Origin of the sequence: Corynebacterium argentoratense DSM 44202 (assembly GCF_000590555.1) — a bacterium.
Lineage (GTDB): Bacteria > Actinomycetota > Actinomycetes > Mycobacteriales > Mycobacteriaceae > Corynebacterium > Corynebacterium argentoratense.
Genome location: NC_022198.1, coordinates 271,366 through 284,895, shown reverse-complemented (window position 1 = coordinate 284,895; position 13,530 = coordinate 271,366). Strand labels below are relative to the sequence as shown.

Annotated in this window: 16 protein-coding genes and 1 pseudogene; 3 read left to right on the top strand and 14 right to left on the bottom strand. The window is 59.1% G+C overall.

Annotated elements, in window-relative coordinates; all coding sequences use genetic code 11:
* Positions 1-15 precede the first annotated feature (15 nt).
* Genes rplR through rpsH form a run of 3 tightly spaced genes read right to left on the bottom strand, consistent with a single transcriptional unit; the run spans position 16 to position 1,368 of the window.
* Complete coding sequence (gene rplR, locus CARG_RS01395) at positions 16-417, bottom strand: 50S ribosomal protein L18 (RefSeq protein ID WP_020975599.1); 402 nt, start codon at positions 415-417, stop codon at positions 16-18.
* A complete protein-coding gene (gene rplF / locus CARG_RS01390; protein ID WP_020975598.1) occupies positions 417-953 on the bottom strand; it encodes a 50S ribosomal protein L6 in 537 nt (178 codons plus the stop codon). The genes rplR and rplF overlap by 1 nt, the downstream gene beginning before the upstream one ends.
* A gap of 16 nt (positions 954-969) precedes the next feature.
* Complete coding sequence (gene rpsH, locus CARG_RS01385; protein WP_020975597.1) at positions 970-1,368, bottom strand: 30S ribosomal protein S8; 399 nt, start codon at positions 1,366-1,368, stop codon at positions 970-972.
* A gap of 601 nt (positions 1,369-1,969) precedes the next feature.
* Between rpsH and CARG_RS01380 the strand changes: the two genes are divergently transcribed.
* A complete protein-coding gene (locus CARG_RS01380) occupies positions 1,970-2,554 on the top strand; it encodes a nitroreductase family protein (RefSeq protein ID WP_041747246.1) in 585 nt (194 codons plus the stop codon).
* A gap of 47 nt (positions 2,555-2,601) precedes the next feature.
* Here the strand turns inward: CARG_RS01380 and CARG_RS10145 are convergent, their stop codons facing one another.
* The 10 genes from CARG_RS10145 to rplN form a co-directional block, all read right to left on the bottom strand.
* Positions 2,602-2,763, bottom strand: a complete 162-nt coding sequence (locus CARG_RS10145; protein ID WP_169733184.1) for a hypothetical protein — start codon at positions 2,761-2,763, stop codon at positions 2,602-2,604.
* 9 nt (positions 2,764-2,772) lie between these two features.
* On the bottom strand, positions 2,773-3,576 hold the full coding sequence (locus CARG_RS01375) for an ATP-binding cassette domain-containing protein (protein WP_020975595.1): 804 nt from the start codon (positions 3,574-3,576) through the stop codon (positions 2,773-2,775).
* On the bottom strand, positions 3,576-4,664 hold the full coding sequence (locus CARG_RS01370; RefSeq protein ID WP_020975594.1) for an ABC transporter permease: 1,089 nt from the start codon (positions 4,662-4,664) through the stop codon (positions 3,576-3,578). Before CARG_RS01370 ends, CARG_RS01375 begins: the two co-directional genes overlap by 1 nt.
* Positions 4,661-5,677, bottom strand: coding sequence for a sugar ABC transporter substrate-binding protein (locus tag CARG_RS01365; RefSeq protein WP_081761582.1), 1,017 nt, complete (start codon positions 5,675-5,677; stop codon positions 4,661-4,663). Before CARG_RS01365 ends, CARG_RS01370 begins: the two co-directional genes overlap by 4 nt.
* Positions 5,678-5,743: 66 nt before the next feature.
* On the bottom strand, positions 5,744-7,042 hold the full coding sequence (locus CARG_RS01360; RefSeq protein ID WP_020975592.1) for an ABC transporter permease: 1,299 nt from the start codon (positions 7,040-7,042) through the stop codon (positions 5,744-5,746).
* Positions 7,039-7,749, bottom strand: coding sequence for an ABC transporter ATP-binding protein (locus CARG_RS01355; RefSeq protein ID WP_020975591.1), 711 nt, complete (start codon positions 7,747-7,749; stop codon positions 7,039-7,041). The genes CARG_RS01360 and CARG_RS01355 overlap by 4 nt, the downstream gene beginning before the upstream one ends.
* Positions 7,742-9,430, bottom strand: coding sequence for an HlyD family efflux transporter periplasmic adaptor subunit (locus CARG_RS01350; protein WP_020975590.1), 1,689 nt, complete (start codon positions 9,428-9,430; stop codon positions 7,742-7,744). The genes CARG_RS01355 and CARG_RS01350 overlap by 8 nt, the downstream gene beginning before the upstream one ends.
* A gap of 118 nt (positions 9,431-9,548) precedes the next feature.
* A complete protein-coding gene (rplE, locus tag CARG_RS01345; protein WP_020975589.1) occupies positions 9,549-10,112 on the bottom strand; it encodes a 50S ribosomal protein L5 in 564 nt (187 codons plus the stop codon).
* A gap of 2 nt (positions 10,113-10,114) precedes the next feature.
* Complete coding sequence (gene rplX, locus CARG_RS01340) at positions 10,115-10,429, bottom strand: 50S ribosomal protein L24 (RefSeq protein ID WP_020975588.1); 315 nt, start codon at positions 10,427-10,429, stop codon at positions 10,115-10,117.
* Positions 10,429-10,797, bottom strand: a complete 369-nt coding sequence (rplN, locus tag CARG_RS01335) for a 50S ribosomal protein L14 (RefSeq protein ID WP_020975587.1) — start codon at positions 10,795-10,797, stop codon at positions 10,429-10,431. The genes rplX and rplN overlap by 1 nt, the downstream gene beginning before the upstream one ends.
* A gap of 253 nt (positions 10,798-11,050) precedes the next feature.
* Here rplN and CARG_RS01330 point away from each other — a divergent pair, with 253 nt between their 5' ends.
* Positions 11,051-11,245 carry a YgaP family membrane protein gene (locus CARG_RS01330; RefSeq protein ID WP_020975586.1) on the top strand — a complete coding sequence of 65 codons (195 nt, stop codon included), beginning with the start codon at positions 11,051-11,053 and terminating at the stop codon, positions 11,243-11,245.
* On the opposite strand, the pseudogene CARG_RS09785 reads toward CARG_RS01330, so the two are convergent.
* Positions 11,242-11,663: pseudogene (locus tag CARG_RS09785) on the bottom strand (inorganic phosphate transporter); the annotation flags it as partial. The gene CARG_RS01330 and the pseudogene CARG_RS09785 sit on opposite strands and share 4 nt — an antisense overlap.
* A gap of 373 nt (positions 11,664-12,036) precedes the next feature.
* On the opposite strand from CARG_RS09785, the gene CARG_RS01320 reads away from it, so the two are divergent.
* Positions 12,037-13,497 (top strand): amino acid permease, encoded by a 1,461-nt coding sequence (locus CARG_RS01320; RefSeq protein ID WP_020975585.1) that lies wholly within the window; start codon positions 12,037-12,039, stop codon positions 13,495-13,497.
* The last annotated feature ends 33 nt before the right edge of the window (positions 13,498-13,530 follow it).

Sequence of the window (13,530 nt, the reverse complement as noted above, 5' to 3'; positions counted from 1 at the left end):
TGTTTTTGGTGATCATTAGAACTTCAGACCACCTTCACGTGCGGCGTCAGCCAGAGCGGCAACGCGGCCGTGGTACTTGTAACCTGCACGGTCGAAGACAATGGCTTCGATGCCAGCAGCCTTGGCGCGCTCAGCGATGAGCTGGCCAACCTTAGCTGCCTTTGCCTTCTTGTCACCTTCGAGTGCACGCACGTCTGCTTCGATGGTGGAAGCAGCGGCCAAGGTGTGGCCCTTCAGGTCGTCGATGACCTGGACGTGCATGTGGCGAGAGGTGCGGTGCACGACGAGACGGGGGGTCTCGGCGGTGCCACGCAGGTTCTTGCGGATACGGAAGTGGCGGCGTGCGCGAGCGACGCGGCGTCGGGTGGAAATGTCCTTGCCGATGGGCAGGCGCTTGTTTTCTGCAGTGTTGCTCATTACTTACCCGTCTTTCCGACCTTGCGGCGGATCTGCTCACCCTCGTAGCGGATGCCCTTACCCTTGTAAGGATCATCCTTGCGCAAACGACGGATGATAGCTGCGATCTGGCCGACTTTTTGCTTGTCGATACCCGTGATGGAGAACTTGGTGTTGCCATCAACTGCGAAGCTGATGCCTTCCGGAGCCTCGATCAGGATGGGGTGGCTGTAGCCCAGGGAGAACTCCAGGTTGGAGCCCTTGGCCTGGACACGGTAACCGACACCGAAGATTTCCATCTTGATGGTGTAGCCCTCGGTGACACCAACAACCATGTTGTTGATCAGCGAGCGCGACAGACCGTGGAGTGCACGGTTCTTGCGGTTGTCGTCGGGGCGGGTGACAACGATTTCGTTGTCCTGCTGTGCGACGACGATCGGGGCGGGGATGTCCTGGCTCAAGGTACCCTTGGGGCCCTTGACCTCGACGTGCTGGCCGTCGAGCTTGATTTCAACTCCGCTGGGGATTGCGATGGGGTTCTTACCGATACGCGACATTTATCTCAATCCTCCCTTACCAGACGTAGGCGAGAACTTCTCCGCCTACGCCCTTCTCGGTAGCCTGACGGTCGGTCAGCAGACCCTGGGAGGTGGAAATGATAGCCACGCCCAGGCCGCCGAGAACCTTCGGCAGGTTGGTGGACTTGGCGTACACGCGCAGACCCGGCTTGGAGACGCGGCGTAGGCCAGAGATGGAGCGTTCGCGGTTACGGCCGTACTTCAGCTCGAGAGTCAGGGTCTTGCCGACCTTGGCGTCTTCGACGGTGTAATCAGCGATGTAGCCTTCGGACTTCAAGATGGAGGCGATGTTGACCTTCAGCTTGGAGGAGGGCATGGACACGGTGTCGTGGTACGCATTGTTTGCGTTGCGCACGCGCGACAGCATGTCGGCAATGGGATCAGTCATGGTCATAAGACGACCTTGATGCCTTTCTCGTTGCGGTTCCTTCTCACCCGGCGTTATCGCCTTTTCACGGGCCACTTATCGCTTGAGTCGCTCAGTAGCGGTCAAGCTCGCTGCCAACAAAAGGGGGCGGACGCCGTTGGGCGAGGGGCCTACAACAAAGTAGGAGTTTACGTTTAAATTGGGCATGTGCGCTGGGCACACAAGTCCAACGGGCAATCTTAGGACATCGGGGCTTGTTGCCGCAAGTGCCTGCGGCGTTTTCGCGCGCGCCCTGGCTTTAATTAATGACGCCGCGGGGCGCTTTGGGGGCACGCTGCCTTTCGCGGGGGTGATGGGGCTACCTGATGAGGTGGGTATGCATAAATATTGGGTGGGGCGGCCACCTTTTCTAGGCGACCTGGGGAAATAGATGGTGAGGTGCCCACCCACCCAAAATGTGTGCATTTTGCCCCCTCCCAAAAACACGACCTGGGAAAACGCAGCGCCAACAGACCAAGTTGCACACATTTTGGCACCCACCACAGCCAACCACCCGACGGCACAAGGAATATTCCGGCGGCGCGTGCGTTGCATGAAAGGTCACAATCCCATGATCCTGGAGGAACCTTTGTCTACCGATGTTTACACCGCCATCAATAATCGCCGCGCTATCCGCGAGTACACGACGGAGCCGATCACCCAGGAGGTCCTCGACCGCGTGGTGAGCGCGGCCCTCGAAGCGCCGAGTGCGTTTAACCTGCAGCTTCGTGACGTCGTGGTGGTGCGGGATCCGGAGGTTAAGCAGGCGTTGACGGATTCCTCCCAACAGCCCCAGTTTGCGGCGGCGGATACTGTGCTTGTGTTCGTTGCGCGCGCGGAGGCTGTACCTGATGACGCCGCGGAGATCCTGCCTGCGGATTATCTTGCGAGTGTCGAGAAGATCAAGGCTGCTGCTTCACCTGCAGCCTTGCGCGAGAATGCGTTGAAGGATGCAATGCTTGCCGCGGGTTTTGCCCTCGTTGCGGCGAGTGCGGAGGGGTTGGCGACCAGTCCGACGACGGGTTGGGATGAGGAGAAGGTGAAGGAGATCATCGGCCTGGGCGGCCGAGAGGATCGTGCCATTGGTTTGGTTGTAGCGATGGGACACCCGGCAGCAACCGCCAAGCACCCGGGGCGTCAGGCTTCACGTCGTGTGGAGGAGCGCTACAGCTAGCCCGCGACCCGGCTAGATCGGCACCCCGGCTAGCCGCGCTCCCCTAATTAGCCAATCACGCGCACAGAACCGTCGGCGTCTACGGCTGCGGTGCCGGTCATGCGGCCGGCGATGACCGGTACCGACCAGGGGTTTATCCTGCAGAAAGCTATCTCCCCTACCTTCGACGCCGCGGGATACATCCGCACCGCACAAGAGTGGGCAGACACGATAAGACCTTAGCGGTGCAGCTCGTGTTCTAGAGCCTCTAGCTCGCCACCACCGGCCATCTGCTGGGTGAGCTCCTCGAGGGTGACCTCGTCACGGGGCGCGGACAATACCTGGCGCCCAAGCTTCAGGATGCTGAACTGGTCGCCCACCAGATGCGCATGGTGCGGGTTGTGGGTGATCAGCACGACGGCGATGCCCCGCTCGCGCGCCTCCCCCACGAACTTCAGCACCATCCCGGACTGCTTCACACCGAGCGCGGCGGTCGGCTCATCTAGAATGACGACGCGGGCGCCGAAGTAGATCGCGCGCGAAATCGCCACAACCTGCCGCTGTCCGCCGGACAGGTGGCGGATCTGCACGTCGATGTCAGGGATGTCGATGCCTAGACCACCGAGCTGCTCGCGGCAGATCTGTCGCATTTCATTGATCTTCAGTCGACCGAATGGTTGGCTGACCAGTTCTTGTCCGAGGAAGAAGTTGCGCCACACAGGCATGGTGGGAACCACGGCGAGATCCTGATACACGGTCGCGATGCCGGCTTTCAAAGCATCCGCGGGGTTTTTGAAGATCTGTTCTTTGCCATCGACCAGCACGTCTCCGCGTGTAGCGCGGTGCAGGCCGGACAAAATCTTAATGAGAGTTGATTTGCCCGCACCGTTGTCACCCAGGATGCAGGTGACGGTGCCGGGGTAAATCTCCAAGTTGATATCGCTGAGGGCGTCGAAGTGGCCGTAGGATTTGTCGACGCCGCGCAGGCACACGATCGGCTGTTCGTCGCTTACAGCATTAGTTGTGGTGTTGGGTGTGCTCATTAGCGTTTCTCCGTCACTGCGGACACAGCGTTGTTGGTGAGGACTGCGAACAGCAGCATGGCGCCAAGGAAGAACTTGAACCAGTCGGGGTTCCAACCGGCGTAGACGATACCTTGGTTGGTCATGCCAAAAATGAGGGCGCCGATAGCGGTACCCACTGCGGTCCCTTTACCACCGGTCAGCGCGCAACCTCCGATGACTGCGGCAATGATGTAGAGGAACTCATTGCCCACGCCCTGGCCTGCCTGGATGGAGTCGAAGGCGAAGAGGTTGTGCATACCGACAAACCACGCAGCAAACCCGACGAACATGAACAGGTAAATCTTCACGCGGTTGACGGGCACACCGACGGCGTGCGCGGCGTTTTTGTCGCCACCGACGGCGAACACCCAGTTACCAAAGCGGGTCTTGTACAGAACAAAACTCGCGATGGCGACAAACAGGACCCACCACAAGATGGTGACCTTGATCGACACCGACCCGATGTGGAAGGAAGATGCGAACACCTTGTGCGCGGTATCAAAACCGGCCATGTCGGCGATGGTGGGGGTCGCGACAGTACCTGCGACCATCTTGGTGATAGCCAAGTTCAGACCCTGCAGTGATAGGAACGCAGACAGGGTAATCAGGAAGCTAGGGATACCCGTCCGGGTCACGAGGAAGCCATTGAAGGCACCGATACCCAGGGCGAAAAAGAGGGACAGCACCACGCCAACCCACGAGTTGAAGTGGCCGTTGTAGTTAATCATTGACGCTGCCAACGCCGTGGAGGTCACCGCCACGCCGCTGGACAGGTCGAACTCGTCACCGATCATCAGCATGCCCACTGCCAGAGCCATGATGCCCATGGTGGAGGATGCGTACAGCACGGTGGCCATAGCGTCCAAGCTCCTGAACGGCGGGGCAACCACCATGAACAGAGCGAAGATCAGTACCGCGCCGAGAAAGGACGCGAGTTCGGGGCGCCGGATGATGCGGCCCCACAGGGTGCGTTCTTTCGCCCGTCCGTCTTTGGTCACGGGTGCAACCGGGGCGGATTCGGGCGCGGGGTGGCGCTGCGCTTTGTAGCGTCGGAGTGCTTCGCTCATCGCAGTCCGGCCTTCGCGGCTTCTTCGATCTTGTCCACGTTGCCCTTATCGACGAATGCCGGACCAGTGTAGACCGGACGTCCACCGCCGATCGTAGAGCCGTTGCGCATCGCCAGCCACAAGGAATCGACAGCCATGTAGCCCTGGACGTAGGGCTGCTGGTCGACAGCAAAGCGGATGCGCCCGTCCTTGATGGCCTCTACGAGTTCAGCGTTGGTGTCGAAGGTAGCGACCTTGGCTTGGGAGCCTGCGTCCTTCACGGAGTTCACCGCAGCCAGACCGACGGGGGCGACCAAGCTCATGACGTAATCCACGCTGGGATCCTGTGCCAGCTTCGCTTGGATTGTTGACGTCACGCTGGTCAGGTCTTGACCGTTAACGTACAGGTTTTCAACATTCGCGCCGGCACCGTCTTTGACGCCCTGGCAGCGCGCTTCTTGGGAGGAGTTGCCTTGTTCGTGAATGACGCAGAGTACTTTTTTGGCGCCTTCTTCTTTGAGGCGTTCGCCTGCGAGCGTGCCGGCAACTTTTTCGTCTTGGCCGAAGAATCCGGTGAGACCATAGTCTTGGTAGTCATTCATGCCAGCGTTAAGCCCGACGACAGGGATGCCCGCATCAACTGCGGCTTTGGCTGCAGGCCCAATAGCTTGGGCGTTAGGCAGGGTGACCGCGATGCCGTCGACACCGGAGTCAATAGCCGACTGCACCAGGTTGGCTTGGTTGGGTGCCTGAGGGTCAGACGAGTAGCGCAGTTCGATGTTGTCTTTCTTGGCTGCGTCCTCGGCCCCCTTGCGCACGAGGTCCCAGAAGGTGTCACCGGGCGCGCCATGGCTGACCATGGCGACCACTGCGCGGTCGGTGTCCACACCCCCTCCTGCCCCACCAGAGGCGGCTCCACCTACGGGAGCACCACCGGTGGGTGAGCATACTGAACAGCCAGCGGTCACTAGTGCCACTGCCCCAAGTGCAGTGGCAAGCTTTGCGGTGAGCTTCGTGCGGGAAAAAGTAGTCACGGTTATCGATTCAACGCAACCCAGTGAGAAAGGTCAAGGCCTCTACCCCCCTTGTGAGGTGCTGGCCTACTCGTGGCGCAGCGCATCGATGGGGTTGAGCTTGGCGGCTTTGTTTGCCGGATAGAAGCCAAAGAACACACCAATGAGCAGCGAAATCAACAAGGATGCGATAATGCCCCACACGGGTGGCAGGACGAACTCCTTCATCACCATCGCGCCGCCAACACCAAACACCGTGCCGATGATGATGCCGATGATCCCACCCATGAGGCAGATAATCATGGCTTCGACCACAAATTGGACACGAATGTCGCGGGTGGTTGCACCAACGGCCTTGCGGATACCGATCTCGCTCGTGCGCTCGGTAACTGTCACGAGCATGATGTTCATGATGCCAATGCCGCCCACCAACAGTGAGATACCTGCAATGGAAGAAATCACCACGCTGATCATGGTCAGGATTTTCTGCAACGTTTGCAGTTCCGATTTGCTGTCGCGAACCTTTACCTGCGCCGCGGCGTCATCCTCATACATGGCATCGAAGAAGCGCTGCAGCTTCTTGCCAAATTCCTCCGAATCTACACCCGGTGCTGGGCGAACACCAATGGAGGGCCAAGCGTTGGCCTCATTTTTGTACTTATTCACCACCGTGTAAGGGGCGAAAAGCTCGTCGAAGTCGAAGCTGAACATGCCGCCGGACGAGCCCGCGGTCACGCCAACAACGGTGAACAATTCGGTGCCGAAGGGGCCATCGAATTGAATGCTGGAGCCCAGTGCACGCTGTGGGTCGCTGTCATACATCTTCGTGAAAACCTCATGAGAGATGACGGTGACGTTCGCCTCTGAGTCGATGTCTTCCTGCGTGATTTCGCGACCAAACTCGACATGCTTGTCGTTCATCTTGAAGTAATCGGGACCAACGCCTGTCACCGACAGGTCGATCGGGTCGGCCGACAATGCATCAAATGCGTTGGGATCGACCGCCTGGCCACTGAAGCCACCGAATCCAGCGACCGTGACGCCGTAGAGGTCATCGCCGAAACGCAGCCGCAGCTTGTCCACCATCTCGGGCGTGATGCGGCTGCTATCGGGAATAGTGGCCGAATCCATGTAGAAGTTAGTGTTCGGGTTACCCTCGTTATCGCCCTGGCCTTCTTTGGGCCGCGCCTCCACAGCCACTTGGAAGTCACTGCCGCCAATGCTGTTGATGGAGTTTATCATTTTCTGGCTTGCCGCAGCACCCAGGGTGAGGATGGTGATCACTGCCGCAATACCGATGATGACGCCCAGCAACGTCAGCAAGGATCGCAGCCCGTTGCGTTTCAGGCTGCCGAGGGCCATCAAAAATGCTTCGCCGAGTTTCATTGCGCCCCCAGGAGTGTGGCGTTGTCGACGCGACCGTCGATCATCGTGATGACTCGTTCGGTTTCGTCCGCGAGTTCGGGGTTGTGGGTAATGAAGACGATGGTTTTACCGTGCGTCTGGTTGAGATCGTGGAACAGGTCCATCACCAGACGGCCGGTGGAGGAGTCGAGTGCACCGGTGGGCTCGTCCGCCAGTAACAAGTCTGGGTTGTTGGCGAGCGCCCGGGCGATGGCAACGCGCTGCTTCTGCCCACCCGACAATTGGTTGGGCTGGTGTCCAAGCCTGTCACCCATGCCGACCATGTCAAGCAGTTCGCGGGCACGGTCGGCGCGTTCTTTACGCCCCATGCCTGCGTACATCATGGGCAGCTCGACATTCTTTTGTGCGCTGATGCGGCCGATCAGGCTGAAGTTCTGGAAGACGAATCCAATGTTTTCACTGCGGTAATGGGCAAGCTCATTGTCGTGAAGTTCCAGCATGTTGACGCCGTTAAACCAGTATCCGCCGGTGGTTGGCTTGTCCAACAGGCCGATGATGTTCATCAGCGTTGACTTTCCGCAACCGGAGGCACCCACGACGGACACGAATTCTCCGCGCGCGACATCCATATCGAGCCCGGGGATCACCGTCAGTTCGCTCGGGGTTCCCGGGTTGAATGTTTTCGTCACCCCGCGCAGCGCTAGCAGCAGGTCGACGTCGTTACTCATTGTCTTCCTTGAGGGTGACGGTCTCGCCTACTTTGTCGCGGTAGCTACCGGGATCAGTGAGGACCTTGTCGCCTTCCTTCAGACCTGAGGAAATAACGACGTCAAAATCCATCTTCTTGGAAACCTTCACGTCGCGCTTTTCGATGGTGTATTCGTCGCTGCCCTCGCCCTTAGGGACAGCAACCAGGACGGAGCGCTGCTCTTTTTCGTCTCCATCAAAAATGACGTCGCGGGGAACGGAGATGACTCCGGTTTCCTTCTGTGCCACGATCTGCATCTTGGCGTTTCCGCCGATTAGCAGGCCGTCCTTTTTGCCGGTGACTTCGATGACGACGGGGAAGTCCGGCTTGGAGTCACCAGGGTTGGGTTGAGCGACCGACGCGTTCTTGTCGCCTGTGGTCTGAACGGCTGCCTGGGCGACGCTGGAGACGCTCTTGACCTTGCCGGTGTAGCGCTCGTAGCCGGTGGCGGGGGTAGTAAAGGTGACTTCCTGCCCAGGCTTGATCTTCGGGATGTCCGCTTCTTTGAGGACCGCGCGGATCAGTAGCTTGGAGTCGTCGACCACGGTGAGCAGCGCACCCGCGGCAGGCTTGCCCTGCTCTGCCTCGACGGTGGTCACGAGACCGCTGAAGGGTGCGTACACATCCTTGTCGTTGATGTCGAGCTCGAGAGCTTCGGTTCCGTTACCTTGAACGGTGCGCGTGGCATTGGCCTGGCGCTCAGCTTGGTTGAGGGCGCGCTGCTTGTCTTTAAGGGTCTTGTTGACGTTGAAACGTGCGACCTCAAGGTTGGTGTTGGCTTCGCGTTTCACCTCGAAGGCTTCCGCGACAGCTTTTTGCTGCTTGTAAAGGTCCAGGTCCACCCGGGCGAGCGCATCATTGTAGGCCTGCTGCTGCTCGTTGAGCGCGCGATGGGCGTCATTCCAGCTATTGACTTGGTCGAGTGCGCCGATGATGCCGTTGGCTGCCTGGGCTGCCTCATCAGAGATCGACTGGTCGGGGGTCTCGCCGATCGGGGCGTTGTTGGAGAGGTTCACGCCAGTACGGGCCAGGCCAAGGGAAGCACTAAACAATCCGGAGCGGGCGGACTCGATGGCTTGCTCGCGGGAAACGAGGTCGGGGTTACGGCCAGCATCCGTGCGGCTACGCACCAGATCGAATTCACGCTGAGCAACGTCATAAGCATTGTCGGCGCTGCGCGCGGCTGCCTGTGCGCTCGTGAGTTCAGGCGACATCCCCTGATCCAGCAATTGGGCGTAGTCGTTGTAGTCCTCTTGGGCATTTTCGACGGCCGTCATCGCCTCAATTAGGGCGTTAGCTTCCTGCGCCTTTTGGGTGCGCAGCTCGCGCTCCTGCTGGCTGACATCCAACACCGCGAGCAGCTGGCCTTCATTAACCCGCTGTCCGGCTTCAACATTGACCTGCTGGACCGGGCCGGTGATCTTCGTGTAGACCTTTACGGATTTCGCGGCGTCAATTGTGCCGCTAACCGGGATGGTGTTTTCGATATCCTGCGTGGTGACGGTCAAGACCTTCGGAGCATCCGCCTGACTGTTGGACTTGTTGATCATGAAATATGCTGCAGCGCCCGTCGCCCCAAGCAGTAATAGCACCACCGCCGCGATAACTGCGATGACCTTTTTGCTGCTCGAACCGGATTCGGTTGCGTCCTCTTCACTCACGAAAGTCTCCCCTAATAGATAGTGTGGCTGCGGCCCAGTATAGACCACTCCACCCAACCTCCCCCCCGGAATGCAAAAACCCGCCGAAGCGGGTTTTTGCATTTGAAGCTTTTAAAGCTTAAGAGTTTGCCTTCTTGAAGGGGAAGCCCAGCTCGCGGAGAAGCGCGCGGCCTTCATCATCATTGGTGGCAGTGGTGACGACGGTGATGTCCATACCGCGGGGGCGGTCGATCTTGTCAACGTCGATTTCGTAGAACATGGTCTGCTCGGTCAGGCCGAAGGTGTAGTTACCGTGGCCATCGAACTGCTGGTCGGACAGACCGCGGAAGTCACGAATACGGGGAAGAGCGACAGTCAGAAGACGGTCGAGGAATTCCCACATGCGGTCGCCACGCAGGGTGACGCGTGCGCCGATCGGCATGCCTTCGCGGAGCTTGAAGTTAGCGATGGACTTCTTAGCGCGACGGAGCTCAGGCTTCTGACCGGTGATCAGGGTGAGGTCTTCGAGTGCGCCGTTGATCAGCTTGGAGTCACGAGCAGCCTCGCCGACACCCATGTTGACGACAACCTTGGTGACGCCGGGGATCTGCATGACGTTGTCGTAGCCGAACTCTTCGCCGAGCTTGGTGCGGATATCAGCACGGTAGCGTGCCTTCAGACGCGGAGTGTAGTTCTCGCTCATGATTAGATATCCTTCCCGTTCTTGCGGGAGATGCGAACGCGCTTGCCGTTCTCATCTACGCGGTAGCCAACGCGGGTGGGGTTGCCGTCGGAGTCAAGAACCATCACGTTGGAGACGTGGATGGGAGCTTCCTGGGTAACGATGCCACCGGACTCTGCGCCACGCTCGGGTGCGGAGTTAGCAACGTGCTTCTTGATGCGGTTAACGCCTTCGACGAGGACCTTTTCGGTCTTCGGGAAAGCCTGGATGACCTTGCCCTTGACGCCCTTATCGGGGCCGGAGATGACGAGGACGTTGTCGCCCTTGTGGATCTTCATTAGATTACCTCCGGTGCCAGGGAAACGATCTTCATGAACTTCTTGTCGCGAAGCTCACGAGCAACGGGGCCGAAGATGCGGGTGCCCTTGGGCTCGTTGTCGTTCTTGATGATGACGGCTGCGTTCTCGTCGAAGCGGATGTAGGAGCCGTCGGGACGACGGGTTTCCTTGGTGGCGCGAACGATAACGGCCTTTACGATTTCGCCAGCCTTGACGTTGCCGCCGGGGGTGGCTTCCTTGACGGTGGCGACGATGACGTCACCGATGCCAGCGAAGCGTCGGGTGGAGCCGCCGAGGACGCGGATGCACAGGATTTCTCGTGCACCGGTGTTATCGGCAACCCGCAGACGCGATTCTTGCTGAATCACTATGGGTCTCCTGACCTGGTGTCATGCGCGGCAGATTTCCGAACTGACGCGCGCGGTCTATGTTTGTCGTTGAGCTTGTTCACGCCCGGAAAAGCGCACAACCACAAGCAACCCGAAAATTTAAGCACATAGCCGGGGATTGATTCAACTTCTCTACCACCCTCATCAGCCGATAGTGATGGAGTAAACATTCGGGGGCGATGACAGCACCCTCAACTAACGTTTTAAGTGACATGTCAATTAAGGTGGGGGCATGAAGAAAAACGAGAACAACACCGACCGTATCGTCCGTGGAGTCGTCGCCGTCGCCGCAGCAATCGGCGCGGTGCTCACCTCCGGTGCACTATCTATCGTCCTCTGGGTTGTCGCAGCCATCATGGCAGTGACGGCCGTTGCTGGCTTCTGCCCCCTCTACACGCTGTTCGGCATCAACACCTGCAAGCGCTAGCCGAACACCGCTTGAAGGGCTAGTACGCCCACCGATCCAACCAAGGCCGCCGCCGGCACTGTAATAACCCACGCCAATGCGATGGGCTTCATCAGTGACCAGTTGGCGGCTTTGTTGACAATACCCACCCCCAGGATCGCACCAATGAGAATGTGCGTGGACGACACTGGCAGGCCCAGCAGAGATGCGATCATAACCACACCAACTTCAGAGAGCTCTGCTGCGAATCCAGAGGCCGGGTGCATCTTCATCAAGCCCGAGCCAACCGTCATAATCACCTTAGGGCCGATAAACCACAGCCCAGCGGCAAGCATGAGCTCGCAGGAACCGCTGCTTTCGCGTTGATTTCTCCAGTGCTCAGCACATCCAGGATTGCGGCGAAGGAGTTCGCGACGTCATTTCCCCCAATGTTGAAGGCCATAAACAAGCCAAAAGTAATCGTCACGGACAACACCGCGTAGTGGGCAGATTGCCCAACATAACCTGTAGCCCACAGGCCAAACGTCACCACAGTGACAGCCAGCAGCGCACCAAACGCTAGGTGCCACGGCCAGTCATTTTCCCGTTGTACGGAAGTCATCGATTGTGTCTTCCTGTGTCTATTCAAACCAACGTGCTCGAACAAGGTGGGCCACACACGACCCTGCCGCTATTGTTGACGGCCAACATGAACACTGAGTGAACTAACGGGGGTATTGAGGTGCACGTTCAATGATTTTTGGGTTGCGCAAAAGCACAGCTGCAGGGTTAACTAAGCAAGTCACTGAATTTAAGAAGATTTAAGGTACATAATGAGCTCTTCACGCCCCGAGGCGCAGCAACTTCGCCGCTCCCTCAAAGCCCGGCACATGTACATGATCGCCATCGGCGGTTCCATCGGCACGGGCCTCTTCGTCGCCTCCGGCGCCACCGTCGCCAACGCAGGCCCCGGCGGCGCACTCCTGGCTTACGCACTCATCGGGTTCATGGTCTTCCTGCTGATGCAATCCCTCGGCGAAATGGCTACCTACATTCCGCTGGCCGGCAGCTTCGGGGAATACGCCCGACGCTTCGTCTCCCCCAGCTTCGGCTTCGCCATCGGCTGGAATTATTGGTACAACTGGGCGATCACAGTCGCCGCTGAACTCGCGGCCGCCGCCCTGGTCATGAAGTACTGGGCACCCAACACACCCGGCTGGATATGGTCAGCGATATTCCTAGCCATCCTCTTCGGACTCAATGCCCTGTCCGCCCGCGCCTACGGCGAAGGCGAATTTTGGTTTGCGCTCATCAAAGTCGCGGTCGTTATTTTCTTCCTTATCCTTGGCGTCCTGATGATCTTCGGCATCCTCGGCGGCCCCTCCCCCGGCTTCAGCAACTGGACCCTGTCCAACGGTAAGCAATCTGCCCCCTTCGTCAACGGCGCCGCGGGCGTCCTTGGCGTCTTCATGATCGCGGGTTTTTCCTTCCAAGGCACCGAGCTCGTCGCCGTCGCCGCTGGTGAAGCAGAAGACCCCGACCGTAACGTCCCCAAGGCCATTCGTACCGTCTTCATCCGCATCCTGCTGTTCTACATCGGCGCCATCGCCGTCATCGGCTTCCTCATCCCCTTCACCGACCCCCGACTGCTGGACTCGGCGGAAGACAACATCGCCGTGGCCCCCTTCACCCTCGTCTTCGACAACGCTGGTGTGCTCGCAGCCGCAGCCATCATGAATGCCGTCATCCTCACCTCCATCCTGTCGGCAGGCAACTCCGGACTCTACGCGTCGACCCGCATGCTCTACGCTCTGGCCGAAAGCGGCCAGGCCCCTAAGCTTTTCTCCAAGCTGAACTCCCGCGGCGTCCCCATTCCAGCGCTCATCGCCACCACAGCCATCGGCGCCCTGTGCTTCATTTCCTCTCTCATCGGTGACGGTGCCGCCTACACGTGGCTAATCAATGCCTCCGGCCTCGCAGGCTTCATCACCTGGATGGGCATCGCCTGGTGCCACTACAAGTTCCGGCGCGCATTCCTAGCGCAAGGACACAGCGTCGACGAGCTGCCCTTCAAGGCCATCTTCTTCCCCCTCGGCCCCATCGTCGCACTGTTGATGTGCGCCTTCATCGTCGCAGGCCAAAACCTCGAGGTCTACACCGGCAACATCGACCTCGGAACCCTCATCTCCGCCTACGTCGGACTCCCCCTGTTCCTCGCACTATGGTGGGGACACAAGCTCGTCACCAAGGCCCCCAAGGTCGATCCGATGGAAGCCGACCTCAGCCGCCTGTAAAAACACAGCACTCCACACAAAAACAGTGGGTGC